The organism is Paracoccus aminovorans, from assembly GCF_001546115.1.
Taxonomy (GTDB): Bacteria; Pseudomonadota; Alphaproteobacteria; order Rhodobacterales; family Rhodobacteraceae; genus Paracoccus; species Paracoccus aminovorans_B.
Window position 1 is genome coordinate 258236 of the sequence record NZ_KQ955211.1, and the last position, 14608, is coordinate 272843.

Here is a 14608-nt window from a genome sequence, read left to right on the forward strand (position 1 = left end):
GAGAATCAGCGCCAAAGGGGGGAACCACCATGGACATTCGCTATGTCTGCTCCGAGGAGGAGTTCAGGACCGACAGCGTGCTGAGCACGGCGGCCGAACGCGCGACGGCGCTTGGCATCGCGCTGGCCGGCACCGTGCAGCCGGTCGATCCCGAGGTGCCGCGCGGCCATTGCGACATCGTGCTGGCGCTCTTGCCGGATGGCGAGCGGCGCGGCATCAGCATCGACCTGCCGCCCGAGGTGCCCGGCTGCCGGCTGGACCCCGAGGCGCTGGAGGCCGCCGTCGCCGTCGTCGAAAGCCGCCTGCCCGGCGCACAGGCGCTGGTCGTGAACAAGTTCGGCAAGCAGGAGGCGGCGGGCCGCGGCTTGGTCGGCGCCATCGGCGAGGCCTGCGCAAAGGGCCTGCCGGTGCTGGTCGGCGTCGCCCCGCAATGGCGCGAGGCCTTCCTGGCCTTCGCCGAGGACAGGGCCCAGCCGCTGCCGGCCGAGGCCGAGGCGATTGTCACATGGTTGCAGCAGGCCTGCGCAGCCAGGGCCGACTGACCTGCAACCCTCTGGAAAGGAACTGCCATGAAACTCAGCGCAAGAAACGTCCTGCCCGGCACCGTGACCGAGATCGTGACCGGCGCCGTGACCAGCCATGTCCGCATCGACCTGGGCGGCAGCGTGGTCACCGCCTCGATCACCAATGACGCGGTCAAGGAACTGGGGCTCAAGGTCGGCAGCCGCGCCTCGGCCGTGATCAAGGCCTCGGACGTGATGGTCGGCGTGGATGAATGATGCCGACGCAAACGCGCTGAGGCCCCATGAGCAGGCCGTCGGCACGCCGCAGGGCTTTGACGCCGGGCTGTGGTTCATCGGACGCATCCGCACCCCCTGGACCCGGCGCGGCGACTGCCCGCATCGCGGCGATGCCGAAGCCGGCCCGCCGTGCCGGATCGAGCTGTTCGACCCCTGGGGGCCGGCGCTGACCGGCATCGAGGCGCAGGAGCGCCTGCAGATCCTGTACTGGATGGACCAGGCGCGCCGCGATCTGGTGCTGCAAAATCCCAAGTTCGGCGACAGCGCGACGGGCACCTTCGCGCTGCGCTCTCCGGTGCGGCCGAACCCGGTGGCCTCGTCGGTCGTCCGGCTCATCGAGGTGCGGGGGCCGGTGCTGACCGTGCGCGGACTCGACTGCCTCGACGGCACCCCGCTCATCGACATCAAGGCAGCGTTCGGAGCCCTCGCATGATCCGCCTGACCCGCCGGAGCCTCTCCGGCCTGATCCTCGCGCTGGTGGCGGCCGGCCCGGCGCTGGCGCTGGACGGGGCGCGTTTCACCGATGCGACCGGACGCGCGGTCGCGGTCCCGGCCAATCCGGCGCGGGTCTTTGCCGCCGGACCGCCGGCGGCGACCCTGCTTTACGCGCTGAAGCCGCAGGCGATGGTCGGCTGGGTCCGGCCGCTGAAGCCGCAGGACCTGCCCTTCCTGCGCCCCGAGGTCGCCGACCTGCCGACCCTCGGCCGCCTGACCGGCAGGGGCGACACGCTGAACCTCGAGGTGCTTCTGTCCACCCGGCCCGAGCTGATCGTCGATTACGGCACGGTGAATGCGACCTATGCCGACCTGGCGGCGCGGGTGCAGGACCAGGCCGGCGTGCCCTATGTGCTGGTCGACGGCGGCTTCACGCAGATGCCGCAGGCGATCCGGCAGATGGCCGGCGCGCTTGGCGTGCCCGAGCGCGGCGAGGCGCTGGCCCGCTATGCCGAGACCACGCTGGCCGACCTCGACGCCATGCTGGCCGAGATCCCGGCTGAAGCGCGGCCCCGGGTCTATTTCGCGCGCGGCCCCGAGGGCACCGAGACCGCCGGCCCCAACTCGATCAATGCCGAGGTCATCGCCCGCGTCGGCGCCACCAACGTCGCCCAGACCGACAGCGACGGCCTGGCCAATGTCTCGCCCGAGCAGGTGCAGGCTTGGGCGCCCGAGGTCATCATCGCCGTCGATCCGGATTTCGCCGCGAATGTCGCCACGATGCCGGAATGGCAGAGCATTCCGGCGGTGGCGCAGGGCCGGGTCTACCTGGCGCCGGCCGCGCCCTTCGGCTTCATCGATGCGCCGCCCTCGGTCAACCGGCTGGCCGGGGTGATCTGGCTGTCGCACAAGCTGTATCCCCAGGCCGCCAAGGGCGATCTGCACGGCCAGATCGCCGATTTCTACCAGCTGTTTTATGGGCCGCGACCCGATGCCGCCGCTGTCTCGGCGCTGCTGGGTGACTGAGCGCAGCCTGCTGCCGCTGCTGCTGCCGGGGCTGGCGGCGGCGGTGTTGCTGGGCGTGGCGCTTGGCCCCTACGGCCTGCCGCCGGGCCGCATCCTGGCGATCCTCGGCGGCGACCGCTCGGACCCGCAGGCGGTCACGGTGCTTCTGAACATCCGCATGCCGCGCGTGCTGGCCGCCGCCCTGGTCGGCGCGGCGCTGGCCGCCGCCGGCGCGGCCTATCAGACCGTGTTCCGCAACCCGCTCGTCTCGCCCGACATCCTGGGGGTTTCGGCCGGGGCGGGCTTCGGGGCGGTGCTGGGGATCCTGCTGGGCCTGCCGGTCATGGCGATCCAGATGCTGGGCTTCGGCACCGGGCTTGCCACGGTCGGGCTGGTACTGGCGCTGAGCCTCGCGCTGCGCGGCACGGGCCAGGTGCTGGTCATGGTGCTGTGCGGCATCGCCGTCGGCGCACTGGCCGGGGCCGGCATCGCGCTGGTGAAGCTGCTGGCCGACCCCGAGCAGCAATTGCCCGCGATCACCTTCTGGCTGATGGGCAGCCTGGCCGGCATCAAGCGCCCCGACATCGCCGCCCTGCCCGCCGTGCTGGCCGGCCTGCTGCCGCTGCTGGCGCTGCGCTGGCGCATCGGGCTCTTGGCGATGGGCGAGGACGAGGCACGCGCCATGGGCATTCCCGCCGGCCGGCTGCGGCTTCTGGTCATCGCCTGCGCCACGCTGATGACCGCGGCCGCCGTCGCCATGGCCGGGGTGATCGGCTGGGTCGGGCTGATGGTGCCGCATACGGCGCGGCTCCTGACCGGGCCGCGCTTCGACCGGCTGCTGCCGGCCTCGGTGCTGATCGGGGCGGGCTTCATGGTGCTGGTGGACACCGCCGCCCGCAACATCGCCCAGATCGAGGTGCCGCTGGGCATCCTAACCGCCGTGCTGGGCGCGCCGATCTTCGTCGGCCTGCTGGCGCGCGGCGCGCGGGGGTGGAGCGAATGATGCCGCTGCTGGCCGCCCGCGACCTGGCCGTGGGCCATGGCGACCGGGTGCTGATCCGGGGCGTGGATTTCCGGCTGGCGCCCGGCCGGGTGCTTTGCGTGCTGGGGCCGAACGGCGCCGGCAAGACGACGCTGTTCCGCACGCTCCTGGGGCTGATCCCGGCGGCCTCGGGCCAGGTGCTGCTGGGCGCCGATCCGATCGACCGGCTGTCGCGCCGCCAGATCGCGGCGCGGCTTGCGCATGTGCCGCAGGCGCTGGCCAATCCCTTTGCCTTCACCGCCCGCGACATCGTCTTGATGGGCGCCGCCGCCCGGCTGGGCGCATTCGCCCGCCCCGGCAGGCCCGAGACCGCCCGCGCCATGGCCGCGATGCAGGATCTGGGCATCGCCGACCTGGCCACGGCCGATCTGGCGCTTCTGTCGGGCGGGCAGCGCCAGCTGGTGCTGATCGCCCGGGCGCTGGCGCAGGACGCGGCGGCGCTGGTCATGGACGAGCCGACCGCCAGCCTCGACTTCGCCAACCGCCGCCAGGTCGGCCAGGCGATCCGCCGCCTTGCCGATGCCGGGCACGGCGTCATCCTGTCCAGCCACGACCCCGACCATGCCGCGGCCCTGGCCGACGAGGTGCTGCTGGTGAACCGCGCCGGCGTTCTGGCCCTGGGCCCGGCGCCCGAGGTGATGACGGCGGCAAACCTGTCGCGGCTCTACGGCATCGCCATAGGCCGCACCGAGACCGCGGACGGGCGACTGCATTTCCACTGAGATCGTCGCCGCATGCCGTGGCACCCGGGGCCGATCAGCCGCTTTTCCGGCGCGGTGCCGGCTTTTTCCCCGCCGGGGCCTTGCGCGAGGAGGACGCCTTCTTCGCCACCCCCGCGCTTTCGCGCAGCGCCGTCATCAGGTCCACGACATTCTCGCGCGGAGCGGGTTTCCGGGGGGTGATCTTGCGGCCCTCGATCCGGGCCTTGACCAGCTCGGCCAGCGCCGCGTCATAGCGGTCGTCGAAGCCCGAGATGTCGAATTCGCCCATCTTGGTCTTGATGATATGCTCGGCCAGCTCCAGCATCTCGCCCTTGATGCGCCGGGCGGGAATGTCGCGGAACACCTCGGCGGCGGGGCGCACCTCGTGGTCGAAGTTCAGCGTCGTCGCGATCATGCCGGCATCGTCGGCGCGGATCAGCACCGTGCGCACGCGCCGAAACAGCACCGCCCGCGCCAGCGCCGCCACCTTGCGGCGCGCCATGCCCTCGCGGATCAGGGCAAAGGCCTCCTGCGCGGCCCGGTCGGCCGGGGTCAGGTAATAGGGCCGGTCGAAATAGGTGTCGTCGATGTCCTGGCAGGCGATGAAATCCGACACCGCCAATGTCTTGTCGCTTTCCGGCACCGCCGCCGCGATCTCGTCGGGGTCCAGCACGACATATTCGCCGCTGGCCAGCGCATAGCCCTTGACCTGATCCTCGCTTTCGACGGGCTTGCCGGTCTCGGCGTCGACGAACTGGCGCCGGACCCGGTTGCCGGTGGCGCGGTTCAGGGTGTGAAAGCCGATCCGCTCGGAGGTCGAGGCCGCCGTATGCAGCGCCACCGCGCAGCTCAGTTCGGCGATCTGCAACCGGCCTTTCCAGACTGCCCGAGGGGCCATGGCTCGCATCCTCCGCATCCGCCTGGGGCCAACGCCCGGCCGCGGTCCGGGTTCCGCGCGACCCGCACCCGGGATCACGGCAGCGTGACGGAACATCCCGGCCCCGGGACGGTTCCCCTTGCCTACCCCACAGGAAAGGAGCGATCGGAATGGACCACAGCCATCATATCCGCCTGCAGGAGCAGGAACTGACCCCGGACACGCTGACCGGCGCCACGATCTATGGCCCGGGCGACGAAAAGATCGGCCATGTCGCGCATGTCCACGGCAATGGCCGCGAGGCGCAGGTCATCATCGACGTCGGCGGCTTCCTGGGCATCGGCGCCAAGCCGGTGGGCATCCTGGCGCGCGAGCTCGATTTCATGCGGGACACCGAGGGCACCGTGCATGCGGTGACGCGCTGGACCAAGGACGAGCTGAAAGCCCTGCCCGAGCATCACCACTGATCGAAAACGGAGGATACGGCCATGGGCGAGAAATTCGACCCGAAGGAAGAGAACGAAAAGTTCAACGTCCAGCAGAAAGCCCAGGCGCTGAAGATGGGCAATGCCGATCCGGCGCTGAACCCCGGCCGGATGCGCCGCCCCGACGAAGAGGCGAATGCCGGCGGCCAGAACCGCGAGGCGGGCGACCGCAAGGCCCGGCAGAACGACCGCGCCACCAACGGCGGGGAATAACGCCATGCCCGCCAAGTCCAAGGCCCAGCAAAAGGCGGCCGGCGCGGCGCTGTCCGCCAAGCGCGGCGACACCGCCAAGGGCGAGCTGCACGAGGCATCGCGGCAGATGTATGACTCGATGTCCGAGAAGGAGCTGGAAGAACTCGCCAGCACCAAGCGCAAGGGCAAGCCCGAGCACAAGGATTGACACCGGCGGCGGGGCGGACGGCCCCGCCCTGCGGGAACAAACCCCAGCGCCGGCCGTTGACTGGATCATTGCGAGCAGAAAGGGAACATCCCGCATGGCACGCTCCGATCCATTCCGGGGACGCTGAGCATGGCGCTGGAAACCTATCGCGAGAAGCGCGATTTCACCGCCACGCCCGAACCGCGCGGCGGCCGGCGCCGCAAGACGGGTCAAGCCTTCGTGATCCAGAAGCATGCCGCGCGCCGTCTGCATTACGATTTCCGGCTGGAACTGGACGGCGTGCTGAAAAGCTGGGCCGTCGCCAAGGGGCCCAGCCTGGTGCCCGGCGAAAAGCGCCTGGCCGTGCATGTCGAGGATCACCCGCTGGAATACGGCGATTTCGAGGGCACGATACCCAAGGGCGAATACGGCGGCGGCACCGTGATCCTGTGGGATCGCGGCAGCTGGACCCCGATCGGCGACCCGCATCAGGGCTATGCCAAGGGGCATATGGAATTCTCGCTCGAGGGCGAAAAGCTGCACGGCCGCTGGCATCTGATCCGCATGCGCGGCAAGCCCCGCGAAAAGCGCGAGAACTGGCTGCTGATCAAGGGCGAGGACGATTTTGCCCGGCCCGAGGACGCCCCCGACATCCTTGACGAGCGCCCGGAGTCGGTCAAGACCGGCCGCCACATCGCCGATGTCGCCGGCGAGGCGCCGGGCTGGTCCTCGAAAACCGGGCGCATCCGCAAGACAGCCAAGACCGCTGCCAAGCCTGAAACCAAGCCCGAGCCGGCGCCGGAAGCCGCGCCCCCGGATCTGGACCTTGCCGCCGTCAAGGGCGCGCGCAAGGCGGCGATGCCGGACTTCGTGCCGCCGATGCTCGCCACGCTGGTTGCGAAGGCGCCCAGCGGCGAACGCTGGCTGCACGAGATCAAGTTCGACGGCTACCGCTTGCAAGCCCGCATCCAGGCCGGGCGGGTTAAGCTCTTGACCCGCAGCGGGCTGGGCTGGACCTCGCGCTTCGGCAAGGCGCTGCCGGCGGCGCTGGCCGGCCTGCCCTTGGGCGAGGCGGTGATCGACGGCGAGCTGGTGGTCGAAACCGACGCCGGCGCCTCGGATTTCTCGGCCCTGCAGGCGGATCTCAGCGCCGAGCGCACGGACCGCTTTGCTTTCTACGCCTTCGACCTGATGTATCTGGACGGCTATGACCTGACCGCCGTGCCGCTGGTCCAGCGCAAGGCGCTGCTGGCGCCGCTGCTGGGCGCGGACGGTGGGCTTGTGCGCTTCAGCAGCCATCTTCAGGAAAGCGGCGCGATGGTGCTGCGCCACGCCTGCCGGCTCAGCCTGGAAGGCATTGTCTCGAAACTGGCCGACAGCCCCTATCGCGCCGGGCGCGGCAAGGCCTGGGTCAAGTCGAAATGCTCGGCCCGGCAGGAATTCGTCATTGCCGGCTATGTGCCCTCGTCGGTGTCGCGCAAGGCCATCGGCTCGCTGATCCTGGGCGTCTATGACGGCGGCCAGCTCGACCATGTCGGCCGGGTCGGCACCGGCTTTTCCGCCACCGTGGCCGAGGACCTGTTCCAGCGCCTCGAACGGCTGCGCATCCCCGAAAGCCCCTTCGCCGCGCGCCTGACCGCCGAGGAATCGCGCCAGGCCCGCTTCGTCCGCCCCGAGCTGGTGGCCGAGGTCGAGTTCCGCGCCTGGACCGCCGACGGCCACCTGCGCCACGCCTCGTTTCGCGGATTGCGCGAGGACAAGCCGCCCGAGGAGATCACGCGCGAAGCCAAGCCCACCGCCAAGCCGCCGGCCCCGCAACGCCGCCGGGTGCGGCTGACCCATCCCGACCGCGTCTATTGGCCCGACGAGGGCATCACCAAGGAAGGACTGGCCGATTATTACGCCGAGGTCTGGCGCCAGATCGCGCCCTGGATCACCGGCCGGCCGCTGGCGCTGCTGCGTTGCCCGAACGGCATCGCGGGCGAGAAATTCTTCCAGAAACACGCCTGGAAGGGCATCAGCCCGCATGTCCTGCAAGTGCAGGATCCCCAGGATCCGAAGGGCGAGCCGCTGATCGCCATCGAGGATCTGGACGGGCTGATGGGCCTGGTGCAATCCGCGACGCTGGAGATCCATCCCTGGGGCTCGACCCTGGCCGACTGGGAGCGGCCGGACCTCATCACCATGGACCTCGACCCGGGCGAGGACGTGGCCTGGTCCGCGGTGGTCGCCGCCGCGCGGGCCTTGCGCCAGCGGCTGAACGCTCTGGGCCTTGCGGCCTTCGTCAAGACCTCGGGCGGCAAGGGGCTGCATGTCGTGGCGCCGCTGAAGCCCCGGGCGGAATGGCCGGCCATCAAGGCCTTCACCAAGGCCATGGCCGATGCGATGGCGGCCGAGGAGCCCGAGCTTTACGTCTCGACCATCAGCAAGGCCAAGCGGCGCGGCAAGATCCTGATCGACTATCTGCGCAACCAGCGCGGCGCGACCGCCGTCGCAGCCTATTCCACGCGCGCCCGGCCCGGCGCCGCCGTCTCGGCCCCGCTGGGCTGGGAGGAACTGGACGAGCTGCCCGGCCCGGCCTGGTTCACGCTTCAGAACATGCCGACCCGCCTGGCACAGCTTTCGGCCGATCCCTGGGACGGCTTTCGCGCCGCCGCGGCGCCCTTGCCCAAGGCGCGCTAGCGGCCCTTGGGCTTCTTTTCCGCCGCGATGCTTTTCTTCAGCGCGTCCATGATGTCGACGACATTGCTGCGCGGCGCGGGCTTCTCGGCGGCGGGCTTGGCGCTGCGCTTGCGGGCCTTGGTCTTGGCGGCGATGATCTCCAGCAGCTTGTCCTGGACCGGATCGGCGACCATGGCCGGATCCCAGGCCGTGGTGCGGTCGTCGATCAGCCGCGTCACCAGCTTCAGCGCCGCCGGATCGACCTTGCCGGGTTCGATGCCTGCGAAATAATCCGCCTCGGGCCGCACCTCGTCGCCATAGCGCAGGGTCCAGAGCACGATGCCCTTGTCGCGCGGCTCCAGCAGCACCGCCCGCTCGCGCCGATAAAGCACCAGCCGCGCGATGCCGACCGTGGCGGTCGCCGCCATGGCGTCGCGGATCACGCAAAACGCCTCTTCGCCGATGGCATCGTCCGGGGTCAGGTAATGCGGCTTGTCATACCAGATCCAGCCGATGGAATCCGCGGGCACGAACATCTCGATGTCGATGGTGCGGGTGCTTTCCAGGGCCAGCGAGGCGATCTCGTCCGCCTCCAGCATGACATATTCGTCCTCGCCCCGGGGATAGCCGCTGACCTGGTCCTCATCCGCCACCGGCTTGCCGGTCCCGGCATCGATATAGCGGCTGGCGATGCGATGGCCGGTCCTGGCGTTCAGGGTATGGAAACGCACCTTCTCGCCCTCGCTGGTGGCGGGGGTCATCGCCACCGGGCAGGTGACGAGCGAGAGCTTCAGATAGCCCTTCCAGAACGAACGCGGCGCCATCGGGGTTTTCTTGCGTGGGGGCGGTTTGGGATCAACGGCGAAGGCCGCGCAATGTTCCCGCCCGGGCCATCGCGTCAGCGTCCAGAGGGTCCGCAGGCGGGCGGCGCGGCCAATCCGCCCAGCCTGCGGATTTCGGCCACGATCTCGGCCACGCCCTCGCCGGTGCGCAGCGAGCAGAAGCGCACCGGACGCGCGCCCCGCTGCCGCGCCGCGTCGCGGGCCATGCGGTCGCGGTCGCAGCCCACCGCCTCGGCGATGTCGATCTTGTTGACCACCAGCAGGTCCGAGCGGGTGACCCCCGGCCCGCCCTTGCGCGGAATGTCGTCGCCCATGCCGCAATCGATCTGATAGACGGTCAGGTCGGCCAGTTCGGGCGAGAAGGTGGCCGACAGGTTGTCGCCGCCCGATTCGATCAGCACCACGTCCAGATCGGGAAAGCAGCGGCGCAGATCCTCGACCGCCGCCAGGTTGATCGAGCAATCCTCGCGGATCGCGGTATGCGGGCAGCCGCCGGTCTCGACGCCGCGGATGCGCTCGATCGGCAGCGCCTGCACGCGCATCAGGTATTCGGCATCCTCGCGCGTATAGATGTCGTTGGTGATCGCCGCGACCGAGAGGTCTTGCGACAGGGCGCGGCACAGGGCCTCGGTCAGGCGGGTCTTGCCCGCGCCGACCGGGCCGCCGATGCCGATGCGCAGGGGGCCGTTCGGGCTGGTCATGTGCGATAGATCCTTGGCTGATGGGTTTCGTGGCGGATGGCGCACAGGTCGCCGCGGAAGGCGCAGCCGCCCAGGTCGTCCAGCGTCGCGGCCTGCGCCTCGGCCGCGATGTCGCGGATCAGCGGCATCAGGGCCGACAGCACGCGCTGGCCGTCGGTCGGACCGATGGGCACGGATTTGACGCAGGCCGTGACCAGGTTGGCGACAAAGGCCTGCAGGAAGATCGCCAGCGTTTCGGGCAGCGCTACCCCCGCGCGGGCCGCGGCCTGCCCCAGGACGACCGGATAGGGCGCCGCCGACAAGGGCCCGTCGATGGCCGATGCGGTGCGGGCGAAGCTGGCCCCCTGCTCAAGGGTTTCGCGCCGCCGCTCGGCACAGCCCGACAGGGCCAGCGCCAGATCGGCGACATCCTCGCCCCGCCAGGCATGGGCCAGCAGGATGGCGTCGTTGCGGCCGGCGCCGTGGCGCAGGAGATCCGCCAGCCAGCCCTGCACGTCCTGCGCATCGGCCAGCCAGCCATCGGCGATGGCCTGCTCGATGCCATGGGAATAGGCGAAGCTGCCGACCGGATAGGCCGGGGACAGCCAGGCGAACAGGCGCTGCAGCCCGGCGATCTCAGCCATGATGATGATGGTGGTGCCCGGGCCCATGCGCATGGCCGTGGTCGTGGCCCATCACCTGCGCCGGACCATAGGCGCCGCCCTCGGGCGTGAAGGGGCGGCGCGCCTCGGCCAGGGTGGCGCCAATGCCGACCAGCATCGCGCGCAGGACGTGATCGGCGCGAATGACCAGGTGGAACGGCTCGATCTGGCAGGGCGTGTGGCGGTTGCCGATATGCCAGGCCAGGCGCGGCAGGTCGCCAGTGACGATCAAGACGGGTTCCTCGGCGGCGGCGATCTCGATCAGCCCGGCGTCGGTCAAAAGCGCGTCGCCATGCGCCAGCGCCGTCACCTTGGGCAGGTCCACCAGCAGATCGCTGCCCAGGGCGGTGCGCAGCAATTTGCGGCGCAGGAAGCGCGCGTCGTAATCCAGCTCGACCCGGTCGATGGGGGTGCTGGCAAGCGGGGGGTGAAGGACGGATGTGGCTTTCATCTTCAGAACAGGAAATAGCGTTGCGCCATCGGCAGGGACTCGGCCGGCTGGCAGGTCAGAAGTTCGCCATCGGCGCGAACCTCATAGGTCTCGGGATCGACGGTGATCTTTGGCGTCGCGTCATTCAGCACCATGTCGGCCTTGCCGATGCCGCGGGTGCCCTGGACGGCGACCCTGTCCTTGGCCAGCCCCAGGTGATCCAGTTCCGCGTCGCGGCTGACAAAGATCGCCGCGCTGCGTTCGACCGAGCGGCCGAATGCCCCGAACATCGGCCGCGAATGCACCGGCTGCGGCGTCGGGATCGAGGCGTTGGGATCGCCCATCTGCGCCATGGCGATGCTGCCGCCCAGCAGCACCATCTCTGGCTTCACCCCGAAGAACGCCGGGTTCCACAGCACCAGGTCGGCCCGCTTGCCGGGCGTGACCGAGCCGATCTCGTGGCTCAGCCCATGCGCCACGGCCGGGTTGATGGTGTATTTCGCGATATAGCGGCGGACGCGGAAATTGTCGGCGGGGCCCTCGCCCAGCTTGCCCCTTTGCCGGCGCATCTTGTGGGCGGTCTGCCAGGTCCGGATCAGCACCTCGCCCACCCGGCCCATGGCCTGGCTGTCGGAGGAGATGATCGACATTGCGCCCAGGTCGTGCAGGATGTCCTCGGCCGCGATGGTCTCGCGCCGGATGCGCGATTCGGCAAAGGCGATGTCCTCGGGGATGGAACGGTCCAGGTGATGGCAGACCATCAGCATGTCCAGATGTTCCTCCATCGTGTTGACGGTGAAGGGCCGCGTCGGGTTGGTCGAGGAGGGGATGACATTCGCCAGCCCCGCGACCCGGATGATGTCGGGCGCATGGCCGCCGCCCGCCCCTTCGGTGTGAAAGGCGTGGATGGTGCGGCCGGCGATGGCGGCGATGGTGTCCTCGACAAAGCCGGATTCGTTCAGCGTATCGGTATGGATCATCACCTGCACGTCCATGCGGTCGGCGACCGACAGGCAGCAGTCGATGGCGGCGGGCGTGGTGCCCCAGTCCTCGTGCAGCTTCAGCGCGCAGGCCCCGGCGCGGACCTGTTCCTCCAGCGCGGCGGGCTGCGCGGCATTGCCCTTGCCGGCAAAGGCCAGGTTCATCGGCAAGGCATCGGCGGCCTGCATCATGCGGCCGATATGCCAGGGGCCGGGGGTGCAGGTCGTGGCCAGCGTGCCATGCGCCGGGCCGGTGCCGCCGCCCAGCATGGTGGTGATGCCCGAATGCAGCGCGTCGTCGATCTGCTGCGGGCAGATGAAATGGATATGCGCGTCCATGGCGCCCGCGGTCAGGATGCGGCCCTCGCCCGCGATGATCTCGGTGCCGGGGCCGATCAGCACGTCGACGCCGGGCTGGATGTCGGGGTTTCCCGCCTTGCCGATCACGGCGATGCGGCCGCCCTTCAGCCCCACATCCGCCTTGTAGATGCCCGAGGCATCGACGATCAGCGCATTGGTGATGACCGTGTCCATCGCGCCCTCGGCCCGGCTTTTCTGCGACTGGCCCATGCCGTCGCGGATGACCTTGCCGCCGCCGAACTTCACCTCTTCGCCATAGGTGGTCAGATCGCGTTCGACCTCGATGATCAGGTCGGTATCGGCCAGCCGCACCCGGTCGCCGGTGGTCGGGCCATAGATCGCGGCATAGTCGGCGCGGGACAGGGTTGCGGGCATCAGAGCTCTCCCATCACGCCGGCGCGGAAACCGTAGACCCGGCGCGCCCCGGAGAACGGGATCAGGGCCACGTCGCGGGTCTGGCCCGGCTCGAAGCGGATCGCCGTGCCCGAGGCAATGTCGAGCCGCATGCCGCGGGCCGCCGCGCGGTCGAAATCCAGCGCCGGGTTGGTCTCGGCAAAGTGGTAATGACTGCCGACCTGCACCGGGCGGTCGCCGGTATTGGCGACGGTTAGGGTGACGGCGCTGCGGCCCGCGTTCAGCACGATCTCGCCCGCGGCGGCGATGATCTCGCCGGGGATCAGGGAAGCGCGCGTCATCCCTGCACCGCCGCGACCACGAGCCCCGCCGCGGCGGTCGCGGCCCCCAGCCAGCGCACCAGCGCCAGCCGTCCCAGTGCGATGCCGGCCAGGTGCAGCGCGCCGGTGGCGAGCGCGAAGCCCGCCACATAGGCCGCAAACCCGTGGCCCGGCCCCTCGGCGCCATGGGCATAGCCGTGCATCACCCCGAAGACCGCCACCACGGGCAGCACCAGATGCACCGGCGGCCGCAGCGCCAGGGCGACGACGGCCCCGAGAAGGATGCTCGAGGCCAGGATCATCGGCTCGACCAGCGGCAGCGCCAGATGCGCCGCACCCAGCGCGCCGCCCGCGATCATCGCCGAGACGAAGGCCAGCGGCAGCGCCCAGACCGCCCGCCCGCCCAGGCTTGCCGCCCACAGGCCGATCGCCACCATCGCCAGCAGGTGATCGCTGCCGCCCAAAGGGTGGGCAAAGCCCGCCGCGAAGGGCGCCCCGGTCACATGGCCGGGATGGGCAAGGGCCGCGCCGGGCAGCGCCAGCGGCAAAAGGACGGCAAGGGTTTTCCGCATGGGCATGGCTTTCCTCAGCGAATGGGGTGGTGGACGGTCACCAGCTTGGTGCCGTCGGGGAATGTCGCCTCGACCTGGATTTCGGGGATCATGGCGGGCACGCCCTCCATGCAATCCTCCGCGCGCAGGATCTCGGCGCCGTGCGACATCAGCTCGGCCACGCTGCGCCCGTCGCGCGCGCCCTCGACCACGGCGTCGGTGATCAGGGCGACGGCCTCGGGATGGTTCAGCCTGAGGCCGCGCGCCTTGCGATTGCGCGCGACGATCGCGGCCATGGCGACCAGCAGCTTGTCCTTTTCGCGGGGGGTCAGGTTCATCAGAGCCTCAGAGTTGCCAGACGCGCGGCGGCGGTCCCGCGCGGAAATGCCGGATCATCGGGATCAGCGCCGCCCGCAGCGCCTGCGAGCTGGGCGCCAGGAAGCGCGCGACCAGCATCCCCGGCAGCGCCGTGACGCCGGCCACGGCGCCCTCGGGCACCAGGGCGCGGGCCGTCTCGCAGGCATCCTCGGCCGCCGCGGCGACCACGACCAGCGTCGCGCTGGCGCCGATCCCGGCCAGGGTCGCGTCGCTGGCGGGCATCGCGTCCAGCCGCACCGCCTCGGCATGGATCAGGCGCTGGTCGCGCCAGATCCGCCACTGGTCGCGCAGGCTGACATGGCGCAGCGTCTCTCCATGCGCCGCGCGCCCGAAGACCAGGCTTTCCAGCGCCAGCAGCGTGGCGCCCGCCGCCATCCGCACGCTGAGCCGCCGCGCCAGGGACGAGCCTTCGTAAAGGATGGTTTCCTGCGGCAGCCAGTCAAGCCGCGCGCCCTGTGCCAGCGTCAGCTCGTTGTCGACCTGCCCTGTCCCGCCCGCGCTGCGATAGACCCGCTCGGCGGCCTGCGTGGTCACGGTCAGCGCCTCGTCGCGGCCCGCCTCGATCCGGACCGCCAGGCGGTCGCCGCCGGTGATGCCGCCCGCGGTGTTCACCACCACCGCCTCGGCGCGGCCGCGCGGCAGCAGGATCTTCATGCAGCCCTGCTG

At 70.4% G+C, this 14608-nt stretch carries 20 protein-coding genes; 10 read left to right on the top strand and 10 right to left on the bottom strand.

The window, feature by feature from the left end; genetic code table 11:
- Positions 1 to 29 precede the first annotated feature (29 nt).
- From ASV56_RS21395 to ASV56_RS21420, 6 genes are read left to right on the top strand one after another with little or no spacing between them, the layout of a single operon-like run.
- Positions 30 to 542: a DUF2478 domain-containing protein gene (locus tag ASV56_RS21395; RefSeq protein WP_062563985.1), complete on the top strand. Its 513-nt coding sequence runs from the start codon at positions 30 to 32 to the stop codon at positions 540 to 542.
- Between the two features lie 27 nt (positions 543 to 569).
- A complete protein-coding gene (locus ASV56_RS21400; protein WP_062563986.1) occupies positions 570 to 779 on the top strand; it encodes a TOBE domain-containing protein in 210 nt (69 codons plus the stop codon).
- Positions 772 to 1233 carry a tRNA (N6-threonylcarbamoyladenosine(37)-N6)-methyltransferase TrmO gene (tsaA, locus tag ASV56_RS21405; protein WP_062563987.1) on the top strand — a complete coding sequence of 154 codons (462 nt, stop codon included), beginning with the start codon at positions 772 to 774 and terminating at the stop codon, positions 1231 to 1233. Before ASV56_RS21400 ends, tsaA begins: the two co-directional genes overlap by 8 nt.
- Positions 1230 to 2261 carry an iron ABC transporter substrate-binding protein gene (locus ASV56_RS21410; RefSeq protein ID WP_062563988.1) on the top strand — a complete coding sequence of 344 codons (1032 nt, stop codon included), beginning with the start codon at positions 1230 to 1232 and terminating at the stop codon, positions 2259 to 2261. The genes tsaA and ASV56_RS21410 overlap by 4 nt, the downstream gene beginning before the upstream one ends.
- Positions 2227 to 3243 (top strand): FecCD family ABC transporter permease, encoded by a 1017-nt coding sequence (locus tag ASV56_RS21415; protein WP_082724967.1) that lies wholly within the window; start codon positions 2227 to 2229, stop codon positions 3241 to 3243. Before ASV56_RS21410 ends, ASV56_RS21415 begins: the two co-directional genes overlap by 35 nt.
- Positions 3243 to 4004, top strand: a complete 762-nt coding sequence (locus ASV56_RS21420) for an ABC transporter ATP-binding protein (protein WP_253880224.1) — start codon at positions 3243 to 3245, stop codon at positions 4002 to 4004. Before ASV56_RS21415 ends, ASV56_RS21420 begins: the two co-directional genes overlap by 1 nt.
- A 34-nt stretch (positions 4005 to 4038) precedes the next feature.
- On the opposite strand, the gene ASV56_RS21425 is transcribed toward ASV56_RS21420, so the two are convergent.
- Complete coding sequence (locus ASV56_RS21425) at positions 4039 to 4881, bottom strand: non-homologous end joining protein Ku (protein WP_062563990.1); 843 nt, start codon at positions 4879 to 4881, stop codon at positions 4039 to 4041.
- 149 nt (positions 4882 to 5030) lie between these two features.
- On the opposite strand from ASV56_RS21425, the gene ASV56_RS21430 reads away from it, so the two are divergent.
- From ASV56_RS21430 to ligD, 4 genes are all read left to right on the top strand, one after another.
- A complete protein-coding gene (locus tag ASV56_RS21430; RefSeq protein WP_062563991.1) occupies positions 5031 to 5327 on the top strand; it encodes a hypothetical protein in 297 nt (98 codons plus the stop codon).
- Positions 5328 to 5348: 21 nt separating this feature from the next.
- Complete coding sequence (locus ASV56_RS21435) at positions 5349 to 5558, top strand: hypothetical protein (RefSeq protein ID WP_018001463.1); 210 nt, start codon at positions 5349 to 5351, stop codon at positions 5556 to 5558.
- Positions 5559 to 5562: 4 nt separating this feature from the next.
- Positions 5563 to 5745 (top strand): DUF3008 family protein, encoded by a 183-nt coding sequence (locus ASV56_RS21440; protein ID WP_062563992.1) that lies wholly within the window; start codon positions 5563 to 5565, stop codon positions 5743 to 5745.
- 129 nt (positions 5746 to 5874) lie between these two features.
- The gene (ligD, locus tag ASV56_RS21445) at positions 5875 to 8406 is read left to right on the top strand and encodes a DNA ligase D (RefSeq protein ID WP_062563993.1); all 2532 of its coding nucleotides are present in this window, start codon (positions 5875 to 5877) and stop codon (positions 8404 to 8406) included.
- Here the strand turns inward: ligD and ASV56_RS21450 are convergent.
- The 9 genes from ASV56_RS21450 to ASV56_RS21490 all read right to left on the bottom strand — a co-directional run bounded on the left by ASV56_RS21450 (position 8403) and on the right by ASV56_RS21490 (position 14596).
- Positions 8403 to 9209, bottom strand: a complete 807-nt coding sequence (locus tag ASV56_RS21450) for a non-homologous end joining protein Ku (RefSeq protein ID WP_062563994.1) — start codon at positions 9207 to 9209, stop codon at positions 8403 to 8405. The genes ligD and ASV56_RS21450 overlap by 4 nt on opposite strands.
- 74 nt (positions 9210 to 9283) lie before the next feature.
- The gene (ureG, locus tag ASV56_RS21455; RefSeq protein WP_062563995.1) at positions 9284 to 9928 is read right to left on the bottom strand and encodes an urease accessory protein UreG; all 645 of its coding nucleotides are present in this window, start codon (positions 9926 to 9928) and stop codon (positions 9284 to 9286) included.
- On the bottom strand, positions 9925 to 10584 hold the full coding sequence (locus ASV56_RS21460; RefSeq protein WP_082724962.1) for an urease accessory protein UreF: 660 nt from the start codon (positions 10582 to 10584) through the stop codon (positions 9925 to 9927). Before ASV56_RS21460 ends, ureG begins: the two co-directional genes overlap by 4 nt.
- Positions 10544 to 11020: an urease accessory protein UreE gene (locus tag ASV56_RS21465; RefSeq protein ID WP_062563996.1), complete on the bottom strand. Its 477-nt coding sequence runs from the start codon at positions 11018 to 11020 to the stop codon at positions 10544 to 10546. The genes ASV56_RS21460 and ASV56_RS21465 overlap by 41 nt, the downstream gene beginning before the upstream one ends.
- 2 nt (positions 11021 to 11022) lie before the next feature.
- On the bottom strand, positions 11023 to 12714 hold the full coding sequence (gene ureC, locus ASV56_RS21470; protein WP_062563997.1) for an urease subunit alpha: 1692 nt from the start codon (positions 12712 to 12714) through the stop codon (positions 11023 to 11025).
- Positions 12714 to 13019 (bottom strand): urease subunit beta, encoded by a 306-nt coding sequence (locus ASV56_RS21475; protein WP_062564067.1) that lies wholly within the window; start codon positions 13017 to 13019, stop codon positions 12714 to 12716. The genes ureC and ASV56_RS21475 overlap by 1 nt, the downstream gene beginning before the upstream one ends.
- 11 nt (positions 13020 to 13030) lie before the next feature.
- Positions 13031 to 13585: a HupE/UreJ family protein gene (locus ASV56_RS21480; protein ID WP_062563998.1), complete on the bottom strand. Its 555-nt coding sequence runs from the start codon at positions 13583 to 13585 to the stop codon at positions 13031 to 13033.
- Positions 13586 to 13599: 14 nt separating this feature from the next.
- Complete coding sequence (locus ASV56_RS21485) at positions 13600 to 13902, bottom strand: urease subunit gamma (protein WP_062563999.1); 303 nt, start codon at positions 13900 to 13902, stop codon at positions 13600 to 13602.
- Between the two features lie 7 nt (positions 13903 to 13909).
- The gene (locus tag ASV56_RS21490; protein WP_172823804.1) at positions 13910 to 14596 is read right to left on the bottom strand and encodes an urease accessory protein UreD; all 687 of its coding nucleotides are present in this window, start codon (positions 14594 to 14596) and stop codon (positions 13910 to 13912) included.
- Positions 14597 to 14608: the final 12 nt, after the last annotated feature.

Bases quoted from the DNA above. Each gene is read 5' to 3' on its own strand.
- ASV56_RS21490 (WP_172823804.1), bottom strand. From the start codon at position 14,596: ATGAAGATCCTGCTGCCGCGCGGCCGCGCCGAGGCGGTGGTGGTGAAC.
- tsaA (WP_062563987.1), top strand. From the start codon at position 772: ATGAATGATGCCGACGCAAACGCGCTGAGGCCCCATGAGCAGGCCGTC.
- ASV56_RS21450 (WP_062563994.1), bottom strand. From the start codon at position 9,209: ATGGCGCCGCGTTCGTTCTGGAAGGGCTATCTGAAGCTCTCGCTCGTC.
- ASV56_RS21440 (WP_062563992.1), top strand. From the start codon at position 5,563: ATGCCCGCCAAGTCCAAGGCCCAGCAAAAGGCGGCCGGCGCGGCGCTG.
- ASV56_RS21435 (WP_018001463.1), top strand. From the start codon at position 5,349: ATGGGCGAGAAATTCGACCCGAAGGAAGAGAACGAAAAGTTCAACGTC.
- ASV56_RS21485 (WP_062563999.1), bottom strand. From the start codon at position 13,902: ATGAACCTGACCCCCCGCGAAAAGGACAAGCTGCTGGTCGCCATGGCC.
- ASV56_RS21465 (WP_062563996.1), bottom strand. From the start codon at position 11,020: ATGAAAGCCACATCCGTCCTTCACCCCCCGCTTGCCAGCACCCCCATC.
- ASV56_RS21395 (WP_062563985.1), top strand. From the start codon at position 30: ATGGACATTCGCTATGTCTGCTCCGAGGAGGAGTTCAGGACCGACAGC.
- ureG (WP_062563995.1), bottom strand. From the start codon at position 9,928: ATGACCAGCCCGAACGGCCCCCTGCGCATCGGCATCGGCGGCCCGGTC.
- ligD (WP_062563993.1), top strand. From the start codon at position 5,875: ATGGCGCTGGAAACCTATCGCGAGAAGCGCGATTTCACCGCCACGCCC.
- ASV56_RS21480 (WP_062563998.1), bottom strand. From the start codon at position 13,585: ATGCGGAAAACCCTTGCCGTCCTTTTGCCGCTGGCGCTGCCCGGCGCG.
- ASV56_RS21430 (WP_062563991.1), top strand. From the start codon at position 5,031: ATGGACCACAGCCATCATATCCGCCTGCAGGAGCAGGAACTGACCCCG.
- ureC (WP_062563997.1), bottom strand. From the start codon at position 12,714: ATGCCCGCAACCCTGTCCCGCGCCGACTATGCCGCGATCTATGGCCCG.
- ASV56_RS21415 (WP_082724967.1), top strand. From the start codon at position 2,227: ATGCCGCCGCTGTCTCGGCGCTGCTGGGTGACTGAGCGCAGCCTGCTG.
- ASV56_RS21420 (WP_253880224.1), top strand. From the start codon at position 3,243: ATGCCGCTGCTGGCCGCCCGCGACCTGGCCGTGGGCCATGGCGACCGG.
- ASV56_RS21425 (WP_062563990.1), bottom strand. From the start codon at position 4,881: ATGGCCCCTCGGGCAGTCTGGAAAGGCCGGTTGCAGATCGCCGAACTG.
- ASV56_RS21410 (WP_062563988.1), top strand. From the start codon at position 1,230: ATGATCCGCCTGACCCGCCGGAGCCTCTCCGGCCTGATCCTCGCGCTG.
- ASV56_RS21460 (WP_082724962.1), bottom strand. From the start codon at position 10,584: ATGCGCATGGGCCCGGGCACCACCATCATCATCATGGCTGAGATCGCC.
- ASV56_RS21400 (WP_062563986.1), top strand. From the start codon at position 570: ATGAAACTCAGCGCAAGAAACGTCCTGCCCGGCACCGTGACCGAGATC.